The sequence below is a fragment of the Enterobacter sp. JBIWA008 genome (assembly GCF_019968765.1).
Lineage (GTDB): Bacteria > Pseudomonadota > Gammaproteobacteria > Enterobacterales > Enterobacteriaceae > Enterobacter.
Map to the genome: position 1 here is coordinate 436,717 of NZ_CP074149.1, position 24,965 is coordinate 461,681.

Here is a 24,965-nt window from a genome sequence, read left to right on the forward strand (position 1 = left end):
AAGTTTTGCTCTTTAAAAATCTGGATCAAGCTGAAAATTGAAACGACACACATGTTATGTGTGTTCGAGTCTCTCAAATTTTCGCAAGTCGATGATGAATCGAAAGAAACATCTTCGGGTTGTGAGGTTAAGCGACTAAGCGTACACGGTGGATGCCCTGGCAGTCAGAGGCGATGAAGGACGTGCTAATCTGCGAAAAGCGCCGGCGAGGTGATATGAACCTTTGACCCGGCGATGTCCGAATGGGGAAACCCAGTGCAATTCGTTGCACTATCGTTAACTGAATACATAGGTTAACGAGGCGAACCGGGGGAACTGAAACATCTAAGTACCCCGAGGAAAAGAAATCAACCGAGATTCCCCCAGTAGCGGCGAGCGAACGGGGAGCAGCCCAGAGTCTGAATCAGCTTGTGTGTTAGTGGAAGCGTCTGGAAAGTCGCACGGTACAGGGTGACAGTCCCGTACACGAAAGCACACAGGTTGTGAACTCGAAGAGTAGGGCGGGACACGTGGTATCCTGTCTGAATATGGGGGGACCATCCTCCAAGGCTAAATACTCCTGACTGACCGATAGTGAACCAGTACCGTGAGGGAAAGGCGAAAAGAACCCCGGCGAGGGGAGTGAAAAAGAACCTGAAACCGTGTACGTACAAGCAGTGGGAGCACCTTTGTGGTGTGACTGCGTACCTTTTGTATAATGGGTCAGCGACTTATATTCTGTAGCAAGGTTAACCGTATAGGGGAGCCGAAGGGAAACCGAGTCTTAACTGGGCGTTAAGTTGCAGGGTATAGACCCGAAACCCGGTGATCTAGCCATGGGCAGGTTGAAGGTTGGGTAACACTAACTGGAGGACCGAACCGACTAATGTTGAAAAATTAGCGGATGACTTGTGGCTGGGGGTGAAAGGCCAATCAAACCGGGAGATAGCTGGTTCTCCCCGAAAGCTATTTAGGTAGCGCCTCGTGAACTCATCTTCGGGGGTAGAGCACTGTTTCGGCTAGGGGGCCATCCCGGCTTACCAACCCGATGCAAACTACGAATACCGAAGAATGTTATCACGGGAGACACACGGCGGGTGCTAACGTCCGTCGTGAAGAGGGAAACAACCCAGACCGCCAGCTAAGGTCCCAAAGTCATGGTTAAGTGGGAAACGATGTGGGAAGGCACAGACAGCCAGGATGTTGGCTTAGAAGCAGCCATCATTTAAAGAAAGCGTAATAGCTCACTGGTCGAGTCGGCCTGCGCGGAAGATGTAACGGGGCTAAACCATGCACCGAAGCTGCGGCAGCGACGCTTATGCGTTGTTGGGTAGGGGAGCGTTCTGTAAGCCGTTGAAGGTGTGCTGTGAGGCATGCTGGAGGTATCAGAAGTGCGAATGCTGACATAAGTAACGATAAAGCGGGTGAAAAGCCCGCTCGCCGGAAGACCAAGGGTTCCTGTCCAACGTTAATCGGGGCAGGGTGAGTCGACCCCTAAGGCGAGGCCGAAAGGCGTAGTCGATGGGAAACAGGTTAATATTCCTGTACTTGGTGTTACTGCGAAGGGGGGACGGAGAAGGCTATGTTAGCCGGGCGACGGTTGTCCCGGTTTAAGCATGTAGGCGGAACGATTAGGTAAATCCGGTCGTTTATTAACGCTGAGGTGTGATGACGAGGCACTACGGTGCTGAAGTAACAAATGCCCTGCTTCCAGGAAAAGCCTCTAAGCATCAGGTAACACGAAATCGTACCCCAAACCGACACAGGTGGTCAGGTAGAGAATACCAAGGCGCTTGAGAGAACTCGGGTGAAGGAACTAGGCAAAATGGTGCCGTAACTTCGGGAGAAGGCACGCTGATATGTAGGTGAAGCCCCTGCGGGTGGAGCTGAAATCAGTCGAAGATACCAGCTGGCTGCAACTGTTTATTAAAAACACAGCACTGTGCAAACACGAAAGTGGACGTATACGGTGTGACGCCTGCCCGGTGCCGGAAGGTTAATTGATGGGGTTAGCGGCAACGCGAAGCTCTTGATCGAAGCCCCGGTAAACGGCGGCCGTAACTATAACGGTCCTAAGGTAGCGAAATTCCTTGTCGGGTAAGTTCCGACCTGCACGAATGGCGTAATGATGGCCAGGCTGTCTCCACCCGAGACTCAGTGAAATTGAACTCGCTGTGAAGATGCAGTGTACCCGCGGCAAGACGGAAAGACCCCGTGAACCTTTACTATAGCTTGACACTGAACACTGGTCCTTGATGTGTAGGATAGGTGGGAGGCTTTGAAGCGTGGACGCCAGTCTGCGTGGAGCCATCCTTGAAATACCACCCTTTAATGGCTGGTGTTCTAACGTAGACCCGTGATCCGGGTTGCGGACAGTGTCTGGTGGGTAGTTTGACTGGGGCGGTCTCCTCCCAAAGAGTAACGGAGGAGCACGAAGGTTAGCTAATCCTGGTCGGACATCAGGAGGTTAGTGCAATGGCATAAGCTAGCTTGACTGCGAGAGTGACGGCTCGAGCAGGTGCGAAAGCAGGTCATAGTGATCCGGTGGTTCTGAATGGAAGGGCCATCGCTCAACGGATAAAAGGTACTCCGGGGATAACAGGCTGATACCGCCCAAGAGTTCATATCGACGGCGGTGTTTGGCACCTCGATGTCGGCTCATCACATCCTGGGGCTGAAGTAGGTCCCAAGGGTATGGCTGTTCGCCATTTAAAGTGGTACGCGAGCTGGGTTTAGAACGTCGTGAGACAGTTCGGTCCCTATCTGCCGTGGGCGCTGGAGAATTGAGGGGGGCTGCTCCTAGTACGAGAGGACCGGAGTGGACGCATCACTGGTGTTCGGGTTGTCATGCCAATGGCACTGCCCGGTAGCTAAATGCGGAAAAGATAAGTGCTGAAAGCATCTAAGCACGAAACTTGCCCCGAGATGAGTTCTCCCTGACTCCCTGAGAGTCCTGAAGGAACGTTGAAGACTACGACGTTGATAGGTCGGGTGTGTAAGCGCAGCGATGCGTTGAGCTAACCGATACTAATGAACCGTGAGGCTTAACCTTACAACGCCGAAGGTGTTTTGGCGGTGAGAGAGACACGATTTTCAGCCTGATACAGATTAACAGAATTTGCCTGGCGGCTTTAGCGCGGTGGTCCCACCTGACCCCATGCCGAACTCAGAAGTGAAACGCCGTAGCGCCGATGGTAGTGTGGGGTCTCCCCATGCGAGAGTAGGGAACTGCCAGGCATCAATTAAGAAGAACCCCGTACCGGAAGGTGCGGGGTTTTTTGCTTTGGGTCTTGAAAAAACCAGTAGCACTGCGGGTTTAGTAGGCCGGATAAGGTAAAGCCGCCATCTGGCAAAGCAGACCGCACGATCCCACGGCAAAGAGAAACAAGAATACTAAAGAAGGGATTTATAAACGTAGAAAAGCAAAAACCCAGCCAAAGGCTGGGTTCTTTAAATAGTGGTGCCCGGACTCGGAATCGAACCAAGGACACGGGGATTTTCAATCCCCTGCTCTACCGACTGAGCTATCCGGGCAACGGAGCGCATTAAACCGCAATCACGGCCTATCGTCAACATTATTTCGGGGAAAGCTGTTCAACTGCTTAAGTTTGCGGCAATCTGTCCGCTTTTGCCGCGAAAATGCACAAATCTTTCAGACGTTTCCAAAAAATAACGGCACATTCATGGCTCTAACAAAAAGGGGCCACCTGTGAGTGTGATATCCTTTCTGTTGTTCGCTTTTGTCGCCTCCATTACACCGGGGCCAACCAATATTCTGGTGCTGACGAACAGCCAGCACTTTGGCGTAAAACCCGAAAAACTGGATGATGGCGCTGGGCGTGGTTGGAAAGCGGTGAACCGAATTTTTCGCACCACCGTGGCGATGGTGCGGTTTCAGCGCCTGATGGCGCTGTGTCTGCTCATCTCCGCCTGGGCGGGCACGCTGGCTTAGGTCAGCGCTCCACCCATTCTGCATTGGGCAAAGCGTAGAATATCTTCCGCCAGGCGGTGCGCCGTATCCACATCTGCCTGGCTACGGTTCACCAGCATGCGGCTGAGGCAACCTTCCAGCACTAGCTCCATCTGTTTAGCCACCATCGCAGGGTCATCGACTTCCAGCGTGGTCAGCAGCTCGTGGGTGAAGTCATGCGCCGCCCGTTTTTGCTGCTCCGCCAACTGGTGGATAGGATGGCCTGGGTCGGGAAAATAAGTGCAGGCGGCGATGAACAGACAACCTGGGTAGCGGTTGTTGCTGACGCATTCCGTCAGCGCGGTATAGCGCGCCAGCAGCTTTTGCTCCGCGGTCAGTTCTTCATTCAGCATCAGTTGCCTGCGCCAGACATCAACCTGCTGGCTGAGATAGCGCAGGGCATCATAGAGTAGCGCCTCTTTATCCGGCCAGAAGCGCTTAAGTTCATCCAGAGGATAATCGATACGGTCGGCTACCATCTCAAGCGTGGTGCTGGCGATCCCTTGAATCTCAAGTAGTTGCAGGGCTTGTCCCAGTACGTCTTCACGTTGCACGGTTATCTCCTCCGCTATTCCCAACGGTTTGTCCCGTTTAAAGTGTTGTTTACGGTTGGCGATTGCGCAAATACGCGCTAAATGCCGCAGCATCCATAAACCCGGTTACACGCTGCTCTTGCTGCTCCTGGCCCTGTTGATTGAAGAACAGAATGGTTGGCAGCCCGAGTACGTTAAGCTGCTTCAGCAGAGCCTTATCCTGCGCATTATTGGCGGTCACGTTCGCCTGGAGCAAAACGGTCTCTTTCAGGGCGCTTTGCACCTGCGGATCGCTAAAAGTATATTTTTCAAACTCTTTGCAGGCGACACACCAGTCGGCATAGAGATCGAGCATCACCGGTTTACCTTTCGCCTCTGCCAGGGCGCTGTTAAGTTCATCCACGTTTTTAATCTGGGTGAAGTTCAGATGCGCCTGGGTCTGACCCACCAGTGTGCCGAACGCCCAGTCCTGCAGAGGGCGTACGCTCACCAGCGCGGCAGCCAGCAGCAGGATTTGCACCAGGCGCATCCATGACTTCTTCGCCCCCAGGCTGACAATAAACGCCCAGGCAAAGAATGCTACGCCGAGCATCGCCCACAGGCGCAAACCCCAGGCGTCGCCGATGATACGCTCAAGGAGGAACACCGGCAGCGCGAGGATGACAAAGCCAAATGCGGTTTTCACCGTCTCCATCCATGGGCCGCTCTTCGGCAGAAGTCGATTACCGAAAACCGTGACCAGAATCAGCGGCAGGCCCATGCCCAGGGCATACAGGTACAACGTTCCACCGCCGAGCCACATGTTACCGCTCTGGGCGATATAGAGCAGGATGGCGCTCAGCGGCGCGGTGGTGCAGGGAGAGCATATCAGACCGGCAATGGCACCCATCGCGAACACGCCGCCTGCGGAGCCGCCCTGCTGACGGTTGCTCATCAGCGTTAAGCGCGTTTGCAGCGAGGAGGGCAGCTGTAGCGTGAACAGGCCAAACATTGACAGCGCCAACAGGATAAACACCGCTGACAGGCCAATGAGAACATAAGGGTGCTGGAGTGCTGCCTGGAACTGTAACCCGGCAGCGGCAACCACGAGGCCGAGCGCCGTGTAGGTCAGCGCCATTCCCTGCACGTATATAAAGGCCAGCAGCAGCGCGCGGGCAGTAGAAAGACGCTGTTTGCCGCCCAGCACGATGCCGGAGATGAGCGGATACATCGGCAGCACGCACGGCGTAAAGGCAATGCCGATACCGATCAGCAAGGCCCAAAGCGCTGAGAACGGAAGGTCAGCGCGGTCGTTGGTTTTCTCAACCGCAGGGACCGGCGTTACAGCAGCAGATGCTTTCACTTCGCTGAGCGGCACGACTTTCGTTTCCGGCGGATAGCAGAAACCCGCATCCGCGCACCCCTGATACGTCACCGTCAACGTCGCGCCTTTATCCGCCTGATTCACCGTGACGGGGACGCTTAAGCGCTGGCGGTAGATTTCACTCTTACCGTAGAACTCGTCCTCGTGCCACTCGCCAGCGGGCAACTGTAATGCGCCCACGTTTGCCCGGGCAGGGGTAATGCTCACCTGCTTGCGATAGAGGTAATAACCCTCTTTCACCTGCCAGGTAAGACTGAGATCGTGCTGGTTTTGCTGAAAGTCGAAAACAAACGCCTGGTCGGCAGGGATGAAGTTCGAACGGCCGGGTGCGTCAAACAACCCGGCAAAAGCTGACGTGCTGCACAGCAGCAGGATCAGCGTAAGGAAGCGTTGAGCCATGAGAGATAGTCGTTATCGCCATGAACCACGGGCAAGACCAGCAGTTCCGGGGTTTGGTAAGGATGATGAGATTTGAGGCAGTCGAGGAGTGCCTGCTGATTCGCCAGATTGGTTTTGAGCAACATCTGGACTTCGTACTCCTGCTCCAGCTTGCCTTCCCAGTAATAAAGGGAGGTGGCGCCGGGGAGGAGCGTCACGCAGGCAGCCAGTTTTTCGGCCAGCACTTTAGCGGCGAGATCCTGGGCAGAGGCTTCATCAGGGGCGGTGCACAGTACGACAACAGCATCAGGCGTGTTCACAAGTCGACCTCCTCATCACGAAAGGTTTCACTATATCACGCAAGGCGGTTGGTCATTAATGAAACGGGCCGCAGAGCGGCCCGATTTTAACTATTTTTACAACCACTCACCGTTTACAGCACCACGCCGCCAATGATAAAGCCGAGGATCACGCAAAGTGAAATGGCGACCACGCCCGGGATCAGGAACGCGTGGTTAAACACATACTTACCGATACGGGTTGAGCCGGTGTCGTCCATCTCCACCGCAGCCAGCAGGGTTGGGTAGGTTGGCAGAACGAACAGGGCAGAAACCGCCGCGAAAGAGGCAATCGCCGTCAGCGGGGTAACGCCCAGCATCAGTGCCGCAGGCATCAGCGCTTTGGTGGTCGCCGCCTGGGAGTAAAGCAGGGTAGCGGCAAAGAACAGCACCACCGCCAGCAGCCACGGGTAGTTGTGCAGCAGGTCACCGGCTACGGTCTGGATGTCGCTGATGTGCGCTTTCACGAAGGTATCACCGAGCCATGCCACGCCCAGTACGCACACGCAGGCGCTCATACCGGATTTGAAGGTGCTGGCGTTCAGCACTTCGCTGGTGTCAATTTTACAGGTGATGCTAATCAGCGTCGCGATGGTCAGCATAAACACCACAATCGCTTCGTTACGCGGCAGGACCGGGTTCTGGATCAGGCCCACGGTATCGCTGATAGCGGTCGCGTAGAACATGACGGCGACAATGCCGATCAGGAACAGCAGCACGGAGCGTTTTGCGTGCGGCTTCAGTTCGAAGACCTGGCTGCCGCGCAGTTTCACTTCACCCTTGGCAAGGCGTTCCTGATAAACCGGATCGTCTTTCAGTTCAGCGCCGAGGAAGTTACACAGCACGGCAGTGATCATCACCGCAATCAGCGTCACCGGGATACAGATCGCCAGCAGCGTCAGGTAGCTCACGCCCATCGGCTCAAGGATACCTGCGAAGAAGACCACCGCAGCTGAAATCGGCGAGGCGGTAATCGCAATCTGGGACGCGACGACGGCAATAGAGAGCGGACGAGACGGACGGATACCTTGCTCTTTCGCCACTTCGGTAATCACTGGCAGCGTAGAGAAGGCGGTGTGGCCCGTACCGGCGAGAATGGTCATAAACCAGGTCACCAGCGGGGCAAGGAAGGTAATATATTTTGGATGGCGGCGCAGCATACGCTCCGCCAGGCTCACCAGGTAGTCCATACCACCTGCCACCTGCATGGCGGCGATAGCGGCAATAACTGCCATGATGATTTCGATAACGTCAAACGGGATTGCGCCGGGTTTAATCTGAAAGATAAGGGTAAGAACGAGCACCCCGAGACCGCCGGCAAAACCGATGCCGATACCCCCGAGTCTTGCTCCCAAATAAATCGCCAACAAGACGATGACGAGTTCTGCTCCAAACATAAGGACCTTCCTTGCTTATTAACAAGTTGATATTGAATTGTTGTATTTTGGTAACGTCTAAAAAGAAAAAAGGCACGTCACAAGTGACGTGCCTTAAGAAGCCTAGCCTGAACGGTTACTGTTCGCTTTCATCGGTATATCGTTTTGCTTTATATGCCGGGTGCATCAGGTTCTGGGCCGAGAAGATATCGTCCAGCTCAGCTTCGGTCAACAGCCCGCGCTCCAGCACCACTTCACGTACGCTCTTACCGGTTTCGGCGCAAATTTTACCGACGATGTCACCGTTGTGGTGACCGATGAACGGGTTGAGATAGGTGACGATCCCGATGGAGTTATAGACATAACCCTCACAGACTTCTTTATTCGCCGTGATGCCGTTAATGCATTTTTCCAGCAGGTTGTAGCAGGCATTCGTCAGGATGTGGATAGATTCAAACATCGCCTGGCCAATCACTGGCTCCATCACGTTCAGCTGCAGCTGACCAGCTTCAGAGGCCATGGTCACGGTCGTATCGTTACCGATGACTTTGAAGCAAACCTGGTTCACCACTTCTGGCACAACCGGGTTCACCTTGGCCGGCATGATGGACGAACCCGCCTGCAGTTCTGGCAGGTTGATTTCGTTCAGGCCAGCGCGCGGACCGGAAGAGAGCAGGCGCAGGTCGTTACAGATTTTGGACAGTTTCACTGCCAGACGTTTCAGGGCGCTGTGTACCATGACGTAGGCGCCGCAGTCGGAGGTGGCTTCAATCAGGTCTTCTGCAGGCACAACCGGCAGGTTGGAAACTTCAGCCAGCTTCTGTACCGCCAGCTGCTGATAGCCATCCGGGGTATTCAGACGCGTACCGATGGCGGTGGCGCCCAGGTTTACTTCCAGCAGCAGCTCGGAGGTGCGCAGCAGGTTTTTGGTCTCTTCGTTCAGCAGTACGTTAAACGCGTGGAATTCCTGGCCGAGCGTCATCGGCACCGCGTCCTGCAGCTGCGTACGACCCATTTTCAGGATGTCCTGGAACTCAACCGCTTTACGCTGGAAGCCATCACCCAGCTGGTTGATCGCATCCACCAGTTTCACCACAGAGGCATACACCGCGATACGGAAGCCGGTAGGGTAGGCGTCGTTGGTAGACTGGCATTTGTTTACGTGGTCGTTCGGATTCAGGTACTGGTATTCACCTTTCTGGTGACCCATCAGCTCCAGGCCGATGTTTGCCAATACTTCGTTGGTATTCATGTTGACGGAGGTGCCCGCGCCGCCCTGATAGACGTCAACCGGGAACTGGTCCATGCATTTGCCGTTGTTCAGCACTTCATCGCAGGCTGCGATAATCGCATTTGCCGCGCTTTTAGGAATGGTTTGCAGCTCTTTGTTGGCCAGTGCTGCGGCTTTCTTCACCATCACCATGCCACGGACAAACTCAGGGATGTCGCTGATCTTGCTGTTGCTGATGTAGAAGTTTTCAATCGCTCTCAGAGTGTGGACACCGTAGTAGGCATCCGCTGGAACTTCCCTGGTACCCAACAAGTCTTCTTCGATACGAATGTTGTTTAACATGTGAACCTTCTTTTCAAGCTGCCGATGGATTGTACTAAACACACAGTATTTATGTGGTTTTGAATATTTTCTGGCCGACGATTATTCCCTCAATCAGCCAGATGCTCGAGATCATATGCTGATGATAGCGAATTGCCGTAAGCTGGATCACTTATTATCGAGCCGATTCCATGATAATTATTAATCTGTGAAATGGGTCACCGCTTTAAAATTTCCAAAAAAAATATCCGTGCAAACTGATTGAATTTTCGCTAACCGTCACCATTTCATACAAACGCGCGTCGCGAACACATTCAGACAGGGGCCCGATGGCCTCTGCCACACAGGAGATGCCAGTGCGCTGGATACCGTTTATTGCTTTCTTTCTCTATGTTTACATTGAGATTTCCATTTTCATCCAGGTTGCTCATGTGCTGGGCGTCCTGCTGACGCTGATTCTGGTGATTTTCACCTCCGTCATCGGCATGTCGCTGGTGCGTAATCAGGGTTTCAAAAATTTCCTGATAATGCAGCAGAAGATGGCCGCAGGGGAAAGCCCGGCGGAAGAGATGATCAAAAGCGTGTCGCTGATTATTGCGGGGCTGCTGCTGATTCTGCCGGGGTTCTTCACTGATTTCCTCGGCCTTCTGCTGCTTCTGCCGCCGGTGCAAAAGCACCTGACTATGAAGCTGCTGCCGCATTTGCGCTTTAGCCGTATGCCGGGGGGCGGATTCAGCACCGGGCCGGGCGATACCTTTGAAGGGGAGTATCAGCGTAAGGATGAACAGCACGACCGTTTAGACCATAAAGACGATCGGTGATTTTATTGCCCGGTGGCGCTTCGCTTACCGGGCCTCCGGGAGCGCGCCGCGCTTCGGCAAAAACAGCCACAGCCCCGTCAGCATGACAATCGCGTACACACTCTTCCATCCCACCATCGCCAGCAACAGCAGGCAAAGCACACCCCCGACGACCGCCAGTGCTTTATAGCGACCTTTCAGCAAACGACATCCCGCCAGCATGCACAGCAGGTAAATCATGATGAAAATGCCGTTGGCGTAGACGATGAGCGCGTCCAGATTAATCTTCAGTGCGTAAATACACAGCGTGCTCAACACGCAGCAGCCCAGTACGGCATTCAGGGCATTCAGCGGAAGCTGGCGTTTAGACAGGCGCGCGAGGCGATTCTCGGGTTTGTCGAGCGCCTGCGACCACACCAGCCGGGCAAAGCTCTGGATATAAATATTCAGGCTGGCAAAACAGGCCAGATAGCCGATGACACAGGCGATCCACAGCGCCTTCACGCCGAACAGTTCCACCACGATACCCGGCAGCGATGCCGCGGCGGCGAGATCCGCTCCGAACGCGTGGAAGTGTAAGACCAGCACGGTACACGCCCAATAGACCGTACCTGCCAGCAGCAGGCCTATCATCAGCGCGCGGGGGAAATCGCGTTCCGGCTGCTTAAATTCAGAGGCCAGATGGGCAAAGGCTTCCAGACCAACAAAACACCAGAACATGACGGAGAGCGCGGCGAAAAGCTGTGAATGGTCGACGCCTGTCACCGCCGGGAAGGGAATCTCCTGGATTGTGATATCGCCCGCCCACCAGATTGCGACAACGAGCGCGACAATCAGCACCGCAACCAGCGTCTGCAGATTGGCGCTCGAGCTGGCGCCGCGAGAGCCGACCCACCAGACGATAGCCAGCGTACCCAGTTCGGCCAGCAATAACTGCTCGTTATGCCAGCCAAACAGCGCCTGACCAAATCCGGTCGCTATATGCAACGCCGCAGGAAGGCCAACCGGAATGACGGAGAGAAATAGCCAGCCGGTGACACGCTGTAGTCGGGGGCCAAAGGCCAGGCCGACAAAGTGCGCTACGCCGCCCGCACTGGGGAAATGCCGCCCCAGGATGGCAAACACAATGGCTATCGGGAAAACCAACACAATCAGCACCGGCCATGCCCACAGGCTGTTATTTCCAGCCACCAGCGCCGCCAGTGCGGGTACGGCAAACACGCCCGTCCCTAACAAGGAGGTTGAGAGCAGTCCAACGCCCTGCGCCAACCCCAACTCCTGCTTGAGCCCACTCATTGACATCGCCCTGCCAGTACTAAAAGAGAGGCGATGGTAACACTTTCGCAAATTTTTTTTTCGACTCCCCCTTGAAGGGGTAAAAAGCTATCCCCATCTCTCAGGGCACTAGTCGGAAAACCGCATGCGGGCCGGCGTCATCCATAACTGATAATGACTTTCTCAAAGGAGAGCTATCAATGAGTATTCGTCCGTTACATGATCGTGTGATCGTCAAACGTAAAGAAGTTGAAACCAAGTCTGCTGGCGGCATCGTTCTGACCGGTTCTGCAGCAGCCAAATCAACGCGTGGCGAAATCATCGCTGTCGGTAAGGGCCGCATCCTGGAAAACGGAACTGTGCAGCCACTGGACGTTAAAGTTGGTGACATCGTAATTTTCAACGATGGCTACGGCGTGAAATCCGAGAAGATCGACAATGAAGAAGTGTTGATCATGTCCGAGAGCGACATTCTGGCAATTGTTGAAGCGTAATTTACGCACGAGAATTTGAGGAAATAAGAACATGGCAGCTAAAGACGTAAAATTCGGTAACGACGCTCGTGTAAAAATGCTCCGCGGCGTAAACGTACTGGCAGATGCAGTTAAAGTAACCCTGGGCCCGAAAGGCCGTAACGTAGTGCTGGATAAATCCTTCGGCGCGCCAACCATCACCAAAGATGGTGTTTCTGTAGCACGTGAAATTGAGCTGGAAGACAAGTTCGAAAACATGGGCGCGCAGATGGTGAAAGAAGTTGCCTCTAAAGCGAACGACGCTGCAGGCGACGGTACCACTACCGCGACCGTTCTGGCGCAGGCTATCATCACCGAAGGTCTGAAAGCCGTTGCTGCGGGCATGAACCCAATGGATCTGAAACGTGGTATCGACAAAGCTGTCGCTTCCGCTGTTGAAGAACTGAAAGCGCTGTCCGTACCGTGCTCTGACTCTAAAGCCATTGCTCAGGTTGGTACTATCTCCGCTAACTCCGACGAAACCGTAGGTAAACTGATCGCTGAAGCGATGGACAAAGTCGGTAAAGAAGGCGTGATCACCGTTGAAGACGGTACCGGTCTGGAAGACGAACTGGACGTGGTTGAAGGTATGCAGTTCGACCGCGGTTACCTGTCCCCATACTTCATCAACAAGCCAGAAACGGGTGCTGTTGAGCTGGAAAGCCCGTTCATCCTGCTGGCTGACAAGAAAATCTCCAACATCCGCGAAATGCTGCCAGTGCTGGAAGCCGTTGCGAAAGCAGGCAAGCCGCTGGTTATCATCGCTGAAGACGTTGAAGGCGAAGCGCTGGCGACCCTGGTGGTTAACACCATGCGCGGCATCGTGAAAGTGGCTGCGGTTAAAGCACCTGGCTTCGGCGATCGCCGTAAAGCGATGCTGCAGGATATCGCTACCCTGACCGGCGGTACCGTAATCTCTGAAGAGATCGGTATGGAGCTGGAAAAAGCGACCCTGGAAGACCTGGGCCAGGCGAAACGCGTTGTGATCAACAAAGACACCACCACCATCATCGATGGCGTGGGTGAAGAAGCCGCTATTCAGGGCCGCGTGGGTCAGATCCGTAAGCAGATCGAAGAAGCGACTTCCGATTACGACCGTGAAAAACTGCAGGAGCGCGTAGCGAAACTGGCTGGCGGCGTTGCGGTAATCAAAGTCGGTGCGGCTACCGAAGTTGAAATGAAAGAGAAAAAAGCACGCGTTGACGATGCCCTGCACGCGACCCGTGCTGCGGTAGAAGAAGGCGTGGTTGCTGGTGGTGGTGTTGCGCTGGTGCGTGTTGCCGCTAAGCTGGCGGGCCTGACCGCACAGAACGAAGATCAGAACGTGGGTATTAAAGTTGCGCTGCGCGCGATGGAAGCCCCTCTGCGTCAGATCGTGTCCAACGCCGGTGAAGAGCCATCTGTAGTTGCGAACAACGTGAAAGCGGGCGAAGGTAACTACGGTTACAACGCAGCAACTGAAGAATACGGCAACATGATCGACTTCGGTATCCTGGACCCAACGAAAGTTACCCGTTCTGCTCTGCAGTACGCGGCATCTGTCGCTGGCCTGATGATCACTACCGAGTGCATGGTCACCGATATGCCTAAAGGCGATGCTCCAGACTTAGGTGCTGCTGGCATGGGCGGCATGGGCGGTATGGGCGGCATGATGTAATCGTGCGCTCTGCGTCGTAGAATGTGAAAAACCCCCGGGCAGAAATGTTCGGGGGTTTTTCTTTTGGTCATCTTTTAGGTATAAGATTTACACACGGACAACTACTGTCCAGCTTATTGAAAACGAGGAATAACATGCGCGTAAAAGTCTGTGCAGGGATTGTAGGGGCAGCATTGCTGCTGGCGGGTTGTAGCTCCAGCAATGAGCTGTCGGCAGCGGGCCAGGGCGTTCGCTTTGTGGAAGATAAGCCTGGCAGTGAATGCCAGCTGTTAGGCACGGCAACCGGTGAGCAAAGTAACTGGATGTCAGGTCAGCATGGCGAAGAAGGTGGTTCTATGCGCGGTGCGGCGAATGCCCTGCGTAACCAGGCTGCGGCAATGGGCGGTAACGTGATTTACGGCGTGAGCAGCCCAACGCAGAGTATGCTGTCCAGCTTCGTGCCGACCGCCAGCCAGATGAACGGCCAGGTCTACAAGTGCCCGAACTGATTGCCTTTTTCCCTCTCCCTATGGGAGAGGGTTAGGGTGAGGGGAAACTAGCACTGCCGCAGCTGCAGATCCAGCGGCGTCTTGCTCGGCTCTCCGCCAATCTCGCGTGCCAGCTTCGGCACCATATAGCCTGAAACCAGCGTTAAGAGTTCGCGCATAATCTGCCGGGCTTCTTCATCCGTCACCATGAAATGGGCCGCGCCCTGAACGCGATCCAGCACGTGCAGGTAATAGGGCATCACGCCCGCATCAAACAACGCATTGCTCAAATCTGCCAGCACGCGGGCGCTGTCATTCACGCCGCGCAGCAGCACGCTCTGGTTCAGCAGCGTCACGCCCGCTTTACGCAGACGCGCCATCGCCGCGCGAAACGCATCGTCAATTTCGTTCGCGTGGTTGATATGGTTCACCAGCAGCACCTGCAGGCGAGACTGCTCCAGGCGTGACACCAGGCCGTCAGTAATACGTGCCGGAATGACTATCGGTAAACGGCTGTGAATGCGCAGGCGTTTAATGTGCGGAATGGCTTCCAGCTGCGTCAGCAGCCAGTCCAGCTCATGATCTTTCGCCATCAGCGGGTCGCCGCCGGAAAAAATAATCTCATCCAGCTCCGGATGGGCGGCGATATAGTCCAGCGCGACCTGCCAGTTGCGTTTATTGCCCTGATTTTCGGCGTAAGGGAAGTGCCGACGGAAGCAATAACGACAATTTACCGCACAGCCGCCTTTTACCAGCAGCAGGGCGCGGTTGAGATACTTATGCAGTAACCCCGGCACCACGCTGTTCTGCTCTTCCAGCGGATCGGTGCTGTATCCCGGTGCGGTGACAAACTCATCCTGCGAAGTAAGCGTTTGTTTTAATAGCGGATCGTCTGGGTTGCCTTTCTCCATCCGCGCCACAAACGCACGTGGAACGCGCAGGGCGAAAAGGCGCTTTGCCTCGCGGCCTGCAAGCAACTCTGGGTGCTGATCGAGGTCTAAAAGATGCAGCAATTCATCAGGACTGGTGATTACATCGGCAAGTTGCGATAACCAATCTTCTCTGGACGGGGTGTTTAGGGTTACAATATGCGCCATTTTGTGGCTTAGCTACCAGTTAACAAATTTAGAGGGCCTTATGGCAACGTACTATAGCAACGATTTTCGTGCTGGTCTTAAAATCATGATGGACGGCGAACCGTACGCGGTTGAAGCCAGCGAATTCGTTAAACCAGGTAAAGGCCAGGCATTCGCACGCGTTAAGCTGCGCCGTCTGCTGACCGGTACCCGTGTTGAGAAAACCTTCAAGTCTACTGACTCCGCTGAAGGCGCTGATGTTGTTGATATGAACCTGACCTATCTGTACAACGACGGTGAGTTCTATCATTTCATGAACAACTCCACTTTCGAACAGCTGTCTGCTGATGAGAAAGCGGTAGGTGACAGCGCTAAATGGCTGCTGGATCAGGCTGAGTGCATCGTGACCCTGTGGAACGGCCAGCCTATCGCTGTGACCCCACCAAACTTCGTAGAGCTGGAAATCGTTGAAACCGATCCAGGTCTGAAAGGTGATACCGCAGGTACCGGCGGTAAACCAGCCAAACTGTCTACCGGCGCAGTGGTTAAAGTGCCACTGTTCGTACAGACTGGTGAAGTCATCAAAGTGGATACTCGCTCCGGCGAATACGTATCCCGCGTGAAGTAATTTACGTCATGATTTAAGGCGCAGCGCCCGCTGCGCCTGATTTTTGCAGGCAGGGATGATGAAACGTACCGTTAAAATTCTGCTTCTGTTAGCGCTTTCCAGTGCATTGCTTTCCGGCTGTAACACCACCCGTGGAATGGGACAAGATATCCAGGATCTCGGGCATATCATTTCTCACGCGGCCAGCTAAGTTCGTCTAATTTTCCTAAAAATGCTTCCTTTTCCGTCAACCGGCGGGATTTTGTCTATTCTTAAGTTGCTATACACAAAACAACTTTGGCTATAAAAGGAAGATATTATGGTTAAGAAGACAATTGCAGCGATCTTTTCAGTCCTGGTACTTTCTTCAGTGTTAACGGCCTGTAATACCACGCGTGGCGTCGGTCAGGATATTTCTGAAGGTGGTAGCGCAATCTCTGGTGCGGCAACAAAAGCTCAGCAGTAATTAATATACGGTACGAGACCAGCCGGGTTTCGTACCGTCAGCTTTCTGATTCCTGCAGGGATAAGAATGGAGAAAAACGCGTATCCATATGCAATTTCATGCGGATATTGCGTTTATAGGTATAGACCGTTTTTCCGTTGATACTCAGTTGAGCGGCAATCTTTTGATTGCTCGCGCCGTCCATCCACAATGTCAGCACTTTCTCTTCCTGTCGGGTCAGCAATGGGGCGGCCGCCGTTGGCCTTTCAGCGCATGAGCGCGAGATTAATGCGTCGTTGATAACCGTTGCTACTTCTTCGAGACTAGCGTGTTTCAACAACGATGAATAGACCGGGAACTGTCCGAGCCAGTCTGTCATGCCATGGTCCTCTCCCGATTGCAGCAAAATAAACGGTAAGCGTTCACTGGCGTTAAGCAAGGACGAGAGCTGCTGAAAATGATGAATATCCTGCCTGAAGCCGTACAGGTCAGCGATAACCAGCGTGGGTTTCCATTGCAGAATGTGCTCTCTGGCAAGGAACAGATTATTCAGCCCGGTCACAACGTAGTGTCCCGGGAACAAACCGGAATGATTGAGCCATGCTTCAAACCCCGTGCGGGTGAAGTGACAACGGTCAATCAAGAGAATTTTGAACATATTTTATTCGCAGTCGGCTAGTGGTTTGCTTCCTGCCATCAGAAAGCACATCATCATAGAGAAGTCGGATGAGTGCTAAATGCCGGAACTACGCGCCATACTACGGCTATTTCTTGCCTTAACGTGTTCAGCAAAAAATGATTGAAAAAAAATAGCACGCTAACCACAATATGGGGCGTAATCTCTGCCTTACGGGACGACCCGTAAGCGTTTCTTTCACCGGGGACGGCCCCAGCTTGAATTAAGTTAAGGAGCCTGAAATGTCCTGGATCATTCTTTTTATTGCTGGCCTGCTCGAAGTGGTATGGGCAATTGGTCTCAAGTACACCCACGGATTTACCCGCCTGACGCCCAGCGTCATTACCGTCACCGCGATGATCGTGAGTATTATCCTGTTATCCTGGGCGATGCGCTCGCTGCCTGTGGGAACGGCTTATGCCGTCTGGACGGGCATTGGTGCAGTAGGGGCCGCCATCACCGGCATTCTGCTGCTGGGAGAGTCAGCGAGTCTGGCGCGTATCGCCAGCCTCGCGTTGATTGTGGCCGGGATCATTGGGCTGAAGCTCAGCACCCATTAATGGGGTTGTTTTACCCAGATGAGTTTTGACACATCAAACCCTTGCCGGGTCGCGACGTCCAGCATCTGTTGTTTCATTTCTGACGAAATAGTTGGCGTGCGGGAAAGTATCCACAGATAGTCGCGATCCGGCCCGCAGACCAGCGCGTGACGGTACTCTCTGTCGAGCGCAATCACGTTATAGCCGCCATAAAACGGGCCAAAGAACGAGACTTTGAGCGCGGCCCGTCGCGGGTCGCCCGTGAAGTACGCTTTCCCAACCGACTGTTGCCACATCTCCCGGTCGGGATTATAGCCCCGGTTGATCACCTGAATCCCGCCATCATCCATCGGGCTGTAATTTGCAGTGACCTTCTCTAAGCCCTGCTCAAACCGATGGTCGAGGCGCGCGATTTCATACCATGTTCCAAGGAAGCGTTGTGCATCAAAAGGCGTGACGACGGTAACGCCAGGCGGTGGGGTAGGGGAACTGCAGGCAACCACTAAAAACGCGGCTGTCACCGCGGCGATAACAGGCAGAATGCGCATAGGAGTTTCCTTACTGTTTTTTTGTTAAGTGTAGATGACGGCAAGGAAAATGTGGTTTTTGTGCGGTGTGTTTCACCGGGTAGCGCAGCGCCACCCGGCAATGTTTTACTGCAGCGCGTCGAGGATACGGTATGCCGCCTCAACGCGAGCAGGGTTCGGATAGCTTTTATTCGCCAGCATCACAATGCCGAGCTGCTTTTCAGGAATAAAGGCCACGTAGCTGCCAAACCCGCCGGTAGAGCCTGTTTTATGGACCCAGGACGCGTTGACCGGAGGCGCCGGTGGATTCACTTCTCTCGCAGGCAACGGTGCCAGCGCCACCTTATTATCGCTACCATCAACCACGGTTTTGGCATCGACCGGCCAGTTAAGCATTTCCCAGCCTAACCCCTGATACATGGCACCCACATGCCAGTAGCGAGACTGCGCCAGGGCAATGCCTTTCCTGAGTGAAGTGTCCTGAAGCGAGTCCGGCTTCATGTTGACCATCACCCAGCTTGCCATATCCTTCACGTTGGTTTTTACGCCATAGGCTTCCGCGTCGAGCATACCTGGCGAAACGTGTACCGCTTTACCGTCACGGTATCCCCAGGCGTAATGCGCCTCTTCCGCTTTCGGAACGTTAATCCAGGTATGGTCCAGCTTGAGCGGCTTAAAGACCCGCGTTGTTATGGCCTGCTCATAGCTCATGCCGGAAGGTTTGACCGCCAGTGTGCCAAAAAGACCGATGCTGGCGTTGGCGTAAAGACGCGTGGTGCCCGGCTTCCACTGCGGCTGCCAGTTTTGATAAAAGCGCAGCAGAGAGGCGTTATCCGTGACCCCATCCGGTACCTGTAACGGCAGACCTCCTGCGGTGTAGGTTGCCAGATCCAGCATGCGGATCCCCTGCCACTGCTTGCCTGTCAGCTCAGGCCAGTATTTGGTCACCGGATCGCCCAGCGATATTTCACCGCGAGCAATGGCATCGCCACCCAGTACGCCGGTGAAGGTTTTACTTATAGAACCCAGCTCGAATAAGGTTTGTGGAGTAACAGGTTTGTTCGCCGCAACATCGGCTTTACCGAAGGTAAAGTAGTGCGGTTGACCCTGATAAATCACCGCCAGCGCCATACCCGGAATAGCCTGCGCTTTCATCAGCGGCGTAACGGTACCTTCCACCACCTCAGACAGCTGTTTTTCTGACATCGGGGCAGCTAATACTGAGCAGGAGGTGCTGAGCAGCAGGGCGCAGCAAAGAGATTTAGTCATCATCAGTTATCTTCCGTAATAGCAGTTCAAGGGAGTGTCCGGGCCCGTAAGACCGTTGTAGTCTGTTGGATTTGACTATGGCTGACAAACGGTTAAATTTAGCATTAGCTGTTAATTTTTCTAACGGAAGAGACCATGACGCGCAGCTATCTCCCTCTTAATTCCCTGCGGGCGTTTGAAGCAGCCGCCAGGCATCTCAGCTTTACTCATGCCGCTATCGAGCTGAATGTCACCCATTCCGCGATTAGCCAGCACGTAAAGGCGCTGGAGCAGCACCTTAATTGCCAGCTGTTTGTCCGCGTTTCGCGGGGATTGATGTTGACCACCGAAGGCGAGAATTTGCTGCCGGTGCTGAATGACTCGTTCGATCGTATCGCCGGAATGCTGGATCGCTTTGCCAGCCAGCGCGTTCAGGAGAAGCTAAAAATAGGCGTGGTAGGGACTTTTGCCACGGGTGTTTTATTCTCGCTGCTCGCGGACTTTCACCGCTGCTATCCGCATATTGACCTTCAGCTTTCCACCCATAACAATCGCGTCGATCCGGCGGCTGAAGGGCTTGATTACGCCATTCGCTACGGTGGCGGCGCGTGGCATGGAACCGATGCTGAGTACCTTTGCGCTGCGCCGCTGTCTCCGCTCTGTACACCCGACATTGCCTCTTGCCTAAAAAGCCCGGCAGATATCCTGAAGTTTACCCTGCTGCGCTCCTATCGACGCGACGAGTGGGCTGCGTGGATGCAGGCGGCGGGTGAACATCCTCCGTCGCCAACGCACCGGGTGATGGTGTTTGATTCGTCCGTGACCATGCTGGAAGCAGCGCAGGCAGGCACAGGGATTGCCATTGCGCCTGTCGACATGTTTACCCATTTACTCAGCAGCGAGCGCATCGTGCAGCCGTTTGCAACGCAGATTGACCTCGGCAGCTACTGGCTGACAAGACTACAGTCACGGACAGAAACGCCCGCAATGCGCGAGTTTGCCCAGTGGCTGATGGGGAAGATGCAGAAATAAAAGGCCCGCCGGATGGCGGGCCAGTTGCGTCAGATGGTGACGACGGCAATCAGCGTCACGACGGTCAGGATGGTCGCCAGACCGTAGAACACCCATTTACCGCTCGGGACATGGATTTTCAGGTCATGCATCGCATGGTGAATACGGTGCAGACCACACCACAGCGGCAGGACAATCATCAGGAAGATGAACACGCGGCCAATAAAGCTGCCCGCGAACGCCAGTACGCGCTCGTAGCTCAGCGCATCGCCCGGGAACAGCCCCAGCGGCAGCATAATGCCGACCAGCAGGATGATAACTGGGGCGATGATGGCACTCCACATGCCGCCTGCGCCAAACAGGCCCCAGAAGACCGGCTCGTCAGAACGTTTTGGATTTGGATTGATCACAGGTGTCTCCTTACCAGAACAGTGCGACAAACAGAATGACCACAGTGACCAGAATCGTCACTGCCCAGAGTCCTTTAATCACCGGCTCTGGCCCCATTTTCTCGCCTTTTACGATGATGTTCGCCGCTTTTGGCGCCAGTTCAAACCAGGTTTTGGTATGAAGCAGCGCGGCCGCGAGTACGATCAGGTTCAGAATGACAATGATCGGGTTTTGCAGGAAACCGACAAAGCTGGCCCAGGCTTCCGGACCATGCTTTAGGGCAAAAACGCCGTACATCAGCTCAAGGCTGAACCAGACCGCCGGTACCGCCGTGCCTTCACGCAGCATGTAGAAGCGATAAAACGGCAGGTTTTTCCACCAGGTGGACGGCACAGGCCGCACATAGGCTTTGCGTTTAGTCGTCATCATGCACTCCTTAGCGTGGTTTCAGGGTAGCGATAAGAAAGTCTTTCGAACTTTCCACTTTACCCTGCTGAATTGCGGCGGCCGGGTCGACGTGCTTCGGACAAACTTCGGAGCAATAACCCACAAAAGTACAGCTCCAGACGCCGTTCTGGCTGTTAAGCTGCGCCATACGTTCTTTTTTGCCGTGATCGCGGCTGTCCTCGTTATAGCGGTGCGCCAGGGTAATGGCGGCCGGGCCGATGAACTCCTTGTTCAGGCCAAACTGTGGACAGGCGGCGTAGCAAAGACCGCAGTTGATGCAGCCGGAGAACTGATGGTATTTCGCCATCTGCGCCGGCGTCTGGGTGTTTGGCCCCTGATCCGGCGTGCGCGGATTACCAATGATGTACGGCTTAATGGCTTCCAGGCTTTCGATAAAGTGGGTCATATCGACCACCAGATCGCGTTCAATCGGGAAGTTGCCCAGCGCTTCGACCTTAATGCCTTTGGTGTATTCGCGCAGGAAGGTCTTGCAGGCCAGCTTCGGCACCTTGTTGACCATCATGCCGCAGGAGCCGCAGATTGCCATGCGGCAGGACCAGCGGTAGCTCAGGTCTGGCGCCAGGTTGTCTTTAATATAGCCGAGCGCATCCAGCAGGGAGGTTTGCTCGTCATAAGGGACTTCATAGAAAGCGCTGTGCGGTGCGGCGTCCACTTCCGGATTGTAGCGCACCACTTCAACCTTCATTTTTTGCATCTCAGCCATTCGCCTTCTCCTTCTTCTCGGCGGCTTCTGCTTCTGCACCGTACACGCGTTTAGCCGGCGGCAGCGTGGTGATTTTCACGTCGCTGTAGTCCAGACGTGTGGTGCCATCAGCATCGCGCCAGGCGAGAGTGTGTTTCAGGAAATTGACGTCGTCACGTTCGGTACAGCCTTCGTCCAGACGTTGGTGGGCCCCACGCGACTCTTTACGCGCCAGCGCAGAGTGCGCCATACATTCCGCCACGTTCAGGCCGTGGCCTAGCTCGATGGTGTAGAGCAGGTCGGTGTTGAACACGCTGGAGGTATCGGTGATGCGCACGCGCTTGAAGCGCTCCTGCAGTTCCGCCAGCTTGTCGACGGTTTTTTGCATCAGCTCTGGCGTACGGTAGATACCGCAGCCTTCTTCCATCGACAGGCCCATCTCGTCGCGGATCTTCGACCAGTTCTCGTTACCCTCCTGGTTCACCAGATCTTTCAGGCGTTTTTCAACGTCTGCGACCTGCGCATCCAGCGCGGCACCGTTGGCTTCGCCTGCTGTAGCTGCCCGCTCCATCGCGCGCTCACCCGCCATGCGGCCAAAGACGACCAGCTCCGCCAGCGAGTTAGAGCCGAGACGGTTGGCGCCGTGCAGCCCCACAGAGGAACACTCGCCGACGGCGAACAGGCCTTTAATTCGGGTTTCACACTGCTGGTCGGTTTCAATCCCGCCCATGGTGTAGTGCGCGGTTGGACGCACCGGAATCGGCTCTTTCACCGGGTCGACGCCCACGTAGGCTTTCGCCAGCTCGCAGATGAATGGCAGCCGTTCCAGTAGTTTTTTCTCGCCCAGATGACGCAGGTCGAGATAGACCACATCGCCGCGCGGCGTGGAGATGGTGTTGCCTTTGCGCCACTCGTGCCAGAAGGCCTGAGAGACTTTGTCGCGCGGGCCGAGTTCCATGTATTTGTTCTTCGGCTCGCCGAGCGGGGTTTCCGGGCCCATGCCGTAATCCTGCAGATAACGGTAGCCGTTTTTATTGACCAGAATACCGCCTTCACCGCGACAGCCTTCCGTCATGAGAATGCCGGAGCCTGGCAGGCCGGTTGGGTGATACTGGACGAACTCCATATCGCGCAGCGGTACGCCGTGGCTGAGCGCCATGCCCATGCCGTCACCGGTGACGATGCCGCCGTTGGTGTTATAACGATAAACGCGACCCGCACCGCCCGTCGCCATCACTACCGCGTTGGCGCGGATCTGGACAAGCGTGCCTTCCATCATGTTCATCGCCACCAGGCCGCGCGCCTGTCCGTCATCAACAAGAATGTCGAGGACGAAATGTTCATCGAAGCGCTGAATTTGTGGGAACTGAAGGGAGGTCTGGAACAGGGTGTGCAGCATGTGAAAGCCGGTTTTATCGGCGGCGAACCAGGTGCGTTCAATCTTCATTCCGCCAAAGCGGCGAACGTTGACGCTGCCGTCCGGACGGCGGCTCCACGGACATCCCCACTGTTCAAGCTGGGTCATTTCCGTTGGACAATGATGCACAAAGTAGTCAACGACATCCTGTTCGCAAAGCCAGTCGCCCCCTGCAACCGTGTCGTGGAAATGGTATTCAAAGCTGTCATGATCCTGCGCAACGGCGGCGGACCCTCCTTCTGCTGCCACTGTGTGACTACGCATTGGATAGACTTTTGAAATCAATGCGATTTTAGCGTTGGGATTAGCTTGTGCTGCAGCAATCGCAGCACGTAATCCAGCCCCGCCAGCGCCTATTACGGCAAGATCGGCTTGAAAAGTTTGCACGACATTCCTCCAGATTTTTGTTATTTCGCAACGCGACAAACTAAAGGTAGTTCACCCGTCCAAAAGGACGATTGCGAAAGCGTTTCCACTGCTCCTTTATGGGTAAAACAGTATAACCGTGAAGATTTCAGGGAAATTTGACGTGTTCGATTTTTTTGCTGTTCTGTCAGGCGATTTATCATGAAGATTGATGAAATACGTCACGAAAAAGTTCACCTAAATGAAATGCGCTTTTTTACTGCGCAAAATTTGTCTCTGCCCCTGCTAACGAGTAGACTTCGTGCCCTTGTCTGAAATCGGAGAACAACTCATGAGCGAAACGGCCACCTGGCAGCCGAGCGCGTCCATCCCTAATCTGTTAAAACGCGCTGCAATTATGGCGGAGATCCGCCGTTTCTTTGCCGACCGCGGAGTCCTGGAGGTGGAAACGCCGTGCATGAGTCAGGCAACGGTAACGGATATTCATCTGGTCCCGTTTGAAACCCGTTTTGTTGGCCCCGGCCACTCTCAGGGCATGAATTTGTATCTGATGACCAGCCCGGAATACCACATGAAACGCCTGCTGGCGGCGGGATGTGGCCCGGTGTATCAGCTGTGCCGCAGCTTCCGTAATGAAGAGATGGGGCGTCACCACAACCCGGAATTCACCATGCTGGAGTGGTACCGCCCGCATTATGATATGTACCGCCTGATGAATGAGGTGGACGATCTGCTCCAGCAGGTGCTGGACTGCTCAGAAGCCGAAACGCTCTCCTATCAGCAGGCTTTCCAGCGCCATCTGGAAATCGATCCGCTGTCGGCGGACAAAACGCAGCTGCGCGAAGTGGCGGCAAAACTGGATCTGAGCAACGTGGCGGATACCGAAGAGGATCGCGATACGCTGCTGCAGCTGCTGTTCACTTTTGGTGTTGAGCCGCAGATTGGCAAAGATCGTCCGACGTTTGTCTATCACTTCCCGGCAAGCCAGGCGTCACTGGCGCAGATCAGTACCGAAGATCATCGTGTCGCAGAGCGTTTTGAGGTCTATTACAAAGGCATCGAACTGGCGAACGGCTTCCACGAACTGACTGATGCCCGCGAGCAGCAGCAGCGCTTCGAGCAGGATAACCGCAAGCGAGCCGCGCGCGGTCTGCCTCAGCAGCCTATTGATGTAAATTTGCTTGAAGCATTAAAAGCAGGTCTGCCGGATTGCTCCGGCGTGGCGCTGGGTGTTGACCGTCTGGTGATGCTGGCCCTGGGCTCAGAGCAGCTTGGCGATGTGATTGCCTTTACCGTAGATCGAGCCTGAAGGC

General features: G+C 54.6%; 25 protein-coding genes, 1 tRNA gene and 2 rRNA genes. 13 read left to right on the plus strand and 15 right to left on the minus strand.

Features of this window, described 5'->3' with window-relative positions; translation table 11 throughout:
- Positions 1–125 precede the first annotated feature (125 nt).
- Positions 126–3,031 (plus strand): 23S ribosomal RNA (locus tag KGP24_RS02075).
- Positions 3,032–3,100: 69 nt separating this feature from the next.
- Positions 3,101–3,216: ribosomal RNA gene (rrf, locus tag KGP24_RS02080) — 5S ribosomal RNA — on the plus strand.
- Positions 3,217–3,437: 221 nt separating this feature from the next.
- Here the strand turns inward: rrf and KGP24_RS02085 are convergent.
- Positions 3,438–3,513: transfer RNA gene (locus tag KGP24_RS02085), tRNA-Phe, on the minus strand.
- 175 nt (positions 3,514–3,688) lie between these two features.
- On the opposite strand from KGP24_RS02085, the gene KGP24_RS02090 reads away from it, so the two are divergent.
- On the plus strand, positions 3,689–3,931 hold the full coding sequence (locus KGP24_RS02090) for a hypothetical protein (protein WP_223562220.1): 243 nt from the start codon (positions 3,689–3,691) through the stop codon (positions 3,929–3,931).
- Here the strand turns inward: KGP24_RS02090 and KGP24_RS02095 are convergent.
- The 5 genes from KGP24_RS02095 to aspA all read right to left on the minus strand — a co-directional run bounded on the left by KGP24_RS02095 (position 3,928) and on the right by aspA (position 9,510).
- Positions 3,928–4,503, minus strand: coding sequence for a transcriptional regulator (locus tag KGP24_RS02095; RefSeq protein WP_023334223.1), 576 nt, complete (start codon positions 4,501–4,503; stop codon positions 3,928–3,930). The genes KGP24_RS02090 and KGP24_RS02095 overlap by 4 nt on opposite strands.
- A 49-nt stretch (positions 4,504–4,552) precedes the next feature.
- Positions 4,553–6,244 (minus strand): protein-disulfide reductase DsbD, encoded by a 1,692-nt coding sequence (locus tag KGP24_RS02100; RefSeq protein ID WP_223562221.1) that lies wholly within the window; start codon positions 6,242–6,244, stop codon positions 4,553–4,555.
- A complete protein-coding gene (cutA, locus tag KGP24_RS02105; protein WP_014168278.1) occupies positions 6,220–6,543 on the minus strand; it encodes a divalent cation tolerance protein CutA in 324 nt (107 codons plus the stop codon). Before cutA ends, KGP24_RS02100 begins: the two co-directional genes overlap by 25 nt.
- 113 nt (positions 6,544–6,656) lie before the next feature.
- A complete protein-coding gene (locus KGP24_RS02110) occupies positions 6,657–7,958 on the minus strand; it encodes an anaerobic C4-dicarboxylate transporter (RefSeq protein WP_032662382.1) in 1,302 nt (433 codons plus the stop codon).
- A gap of 115 nt (positions 7,959–8,073) precedes the next feature.
- A complete protein-coding gene (gene aspA / locus KGP24_RS02115) occupies positions 8,074–9,510 on the minus strand; it encodes an aspartate ammonia-lyase (RefSeq protein WP_003855923.1) in 1,437 nt (478 codons plus the stop codon).
- 335 nt (positions 9,511–9,845) lie between these two features.
- Between aspA and KGP24_RS02120 the strand changes: the two genes are divergently transcribed.
- Positions 9,846–10,310: an FxsA family protein gene (locus KGP24_RS02120; protein ID WP_023616652.1), complete on the plus strand. Its 465-nt coding sequence runs from the start codon at positions 9,846–9,848 to the stop codon at positions 10,308–10,310.
- Positions 10,311–10,334: 24 nt separating this feature from the next.
- On the opposite strand, the gene yjeH is transcribed toward KGP24_RS02120, so the two are convergent.
- Positions 10,335–11,585, minus strand: a complete 1,251-nt coding sequence (gene yjeH / locus KGP24_RS02125; RefSeq protein ID WP_223562222.1) for an L-methionine/branched-chain amino acid transporter — start codon at positions 11,583–11,585, stop codon at positions 10,335–10,337.
- A 179-nt stretch (positions 11,586–11,764) separates the two neighbouring features.
- Here yjeH and KGP24_RS02130 point away from each other — a divergent pair, with 179 nt between their 5' ends.
- The 3 genes from KGP24_RS02130 to KGP24_RS02140 all read left to right on the plus strand — a co-directional run bounded on the left by KGP24_RS02130 (position 11,765) and on the right by KGP24_RS02140 (position 14,221).
- A complete protein-coding gene (locus KGP24_RS02130) occupies positions 11,765–12,058 on the plus strand; it encodes a co-chaperone GroES (RefSeq protein WP_003855929.1) in 294 nt (97 codons plus the stop codon).
- Between the two features lie 31 nt (positions 12,059–12,089).
- A complete protein-coding gene (gene groL, locus KGP24_RS02135; RefSeq protein WP_014882201.1) occupies positions 12,090–13,733 on the plus strand; it encodes a chaperonin GroEL in 1,644 nt (547 codons plus the stop codon).
- A gap of 134 nt (positions 13,734–13,867) precedes the next feature.
- Positions 13,868–14,221: a DUF4156 domain-containing protein gene (locus KGP24_RS02140; protein WP_023310115.1), complete on the plus strand. Its 354-nt coding sequence runs from the start codon at positions 13,868–13,870 to the stop codon at positions 14,219–14,221.
- Between the two features lie 47 nt (positions 14,222–14,268).
- Here KGP24_RS02140 and epmB read toward each other — a convergent pair whose 3' ends face one another.
- Positions 14,269–15,297 (minus strand): EF-P beta-lysylation protein EpmB, encoded by a 1,029-nt coding sequence (gene epmB / locus KGP24_RS02145; RefSeq protein WP_223562223.1) that lies wholly within the window; start codon positions 15,295–15,297, stop codon positions 14,269–14,271.
- Between the two features lie 40 nt (positions 15,298–15,337).
- Between epmB and efp the strand changes: the two genes are divergently transcribed.
- From efp to ecnB, 3 genes are all read left to right on the plus strand, one after another.
- Positions 15,338–15,904 carry an elongation factor P gene (gene efp / locus KGP24_RS02150; RefSeq protein ID WP_010427766.1) on the plus strand — a complete coding sequence of 189 codons (567 nt, stop codon included), beginning with the start codon at positions 15,338–15,340 and terminating at the stop codon, positions 15,902–15,904.
- Between the two features lie 58 nt (positions 15,905–15,962).
- Complete coding sequence (locus KGP24_RS02155; protein ID WP_024907352.1) at positions 15,963–16,094, plus strand: entericidin A/B family lipoprotein; 132 nt, start codon at positions 15,963–15,965, stop codon at positions 16,092–16,094.
- A 108-nt stretch (positions 16,095–16,202) separates the two neighbouring features.
- Positions 16,203–16,349: a lipoprotein toxin entericidin B gene (gene ecnB, locus KGP24_RS02160; protein WP_003025482.1), complete on the plus strand. Its 147-nt coding sequence runs from the start codon at positions 16,203–16,205 to the stop codon at positions 16,347–16,349.
- Between the two features lie 37 nt (positions 16,350–16,386).
- Here ecnB and KGP24_RS02165 read toward each other — a convergent pair whose 3' ends face one another.
- Entirely contained in the window at positions 16,387–16,986 is a 600-nt protein-coding gene (locus tag KGP24_RS02165; RefSeq protein WP_223562224.1) for a LuxR C-terminal-related transcriptional regulator, read from the minus strand.
- 260 nt (positions 16,987–17,246) lie between these two features.
- On the opposite strand from KGP24_RS02165, the gene sugE reads away from it, so the two are divergent.
- Positions 17,247–17,564: a quaternary ammonium compound efflux SMR transporter SugE gene (gene sugE, locus KGP24_RS02170; protein ID WP_223562225.1), complete on the plus strand. Its 318-nt coding sequence runs from the start codon at positions 17,247–17,249 to the stop codon at positions 17,562–17,564.
- Here the strand turns inward: sugE and KGP24_RS02175 are convergent.
- Both KGP24_RS02175 and blaACT read right to left on the minus strand, forming a co-directional pair.
- Positions 17,561–18,091 carry a lipocalin family protein gene (locus KGP24_RS02175; RefSeq protein ID WP_223562226.1) on the minus strand — a complete coding sequence of 177 codons (531 nt, stop codon included), beginning with the start codon at positions 18,089–18,091 and terminating at the stop codon, positions 17,561–17,563. The two genes, sugE and KGP24_RS02175, sit on opposite strands and share 4 nt — an antisense overlap.
- Positions 18,092–18,196: 105 nt before the next feature.
- A complete protein-coding gene (blaACT, locus tag KGP24_RS02180; RefSeq protein WP_223562227.1) occupies positions 18,197–19,342 on the minus strand; it encodes an ACT family cephalosporin-hydrolyzing class C beta-lactamase in 1,146 nt (381 codons plus the stop codon).
- Positions 19,343–19,474: 132 nt separating this feature from the next.
- On the opposite strand from blaACT, the gene ampR reads away from it, so the two are divergent.
- A complete protein-coding gene (gene ampR / locus KGP24_RS02185) occupies positions 19,475–20,350 on the plus strand; it encodes a LysR family transcriptional regulator AmpR (RefSeq protein WP_223562228.1) in 876 nt (291 codons plus the stop codon).
- 29 nt (positions 20,351–20,379) lie between these two features.
- Here the strand turns inward: ampR and frdD are convergent, their stop codons facing one another.
- Genes frdD through frdA form a run of 4 tightly spaced genes read right to left on the minus strand, consistent with a single transcriptional unit; the run spans position 20,380 to position 23,673 of the window.
- On the minus strand, positions 20,380–20,739 hold the full coding sequence (frdD, locus tag KGP24_RS02190) for a fumarate reductase subunit FrdD (protein ID WP_013095272.1): 360 nt from the start codon (positions 20,737–20,739) through the stop codon (positions 20,380–20,382).
- Between the two features lie 10 nt (positions 20,740–20,749).
- Positions 20,750–21,145 carry a fumarate reductase subunit FrdC gene (gene frdC, locus KGP24_RS02195; protein ID WP_223563442.1) on the minus strand — a complete coding sequence of 132 codons (396 nt, stop codon included), beginning with the start codon at positions 21,143–21,145 and terminating at the stop codon, positions 20,750–20,752.
- Between the two features lie 10 nt (positions 21,146–21,155).
- Positions 21,156–21,890, minus strand: coding sequence for a succinate dehydrogenase/fumarate reductase iron-sulfur subunit (locus KGP24_RS02200; RefSeq protein ID WP_023310124.1), 735 nt, complete (start codon positions 21,888–21,890; stop codon positions 21,156–21,158).
- Positions 21,883–23,673: a fumarate reductase (quinol) flavoprotein subunit gene (gene frdA / locus KGP24_RS02205; protein WP_024907346.1), complete on the minus strand. Its 1,791-nt coding sequence runs from the start codon at positions 23,671–23,673 to the stop codon at positions 21,883–21,885. The genes KGP24_RS02200 and frdA overlap by 8 nt, the downstream gene beginning before the upstream one ends.
- Before the next feature lie 310 nt (positions 23,674–23,983).
- On the opposite strand from frdA, the gene epmA reads away from it, so the two are divergent.
- On the plus strand, positions 23,984–24,961 hold the full coding sequence (gene epmA / locus KGP24_RS02210; RefSeq protein WP_223562229.1) for an elongation factor P--(R)-beta-lysine ligase: 978 nt from the start codon (positions 23,984–23,986) through the stop codon (positions 24,959–24,961).
- Positions 24,962–24,965: the final 4 nt, after the last annotated feature.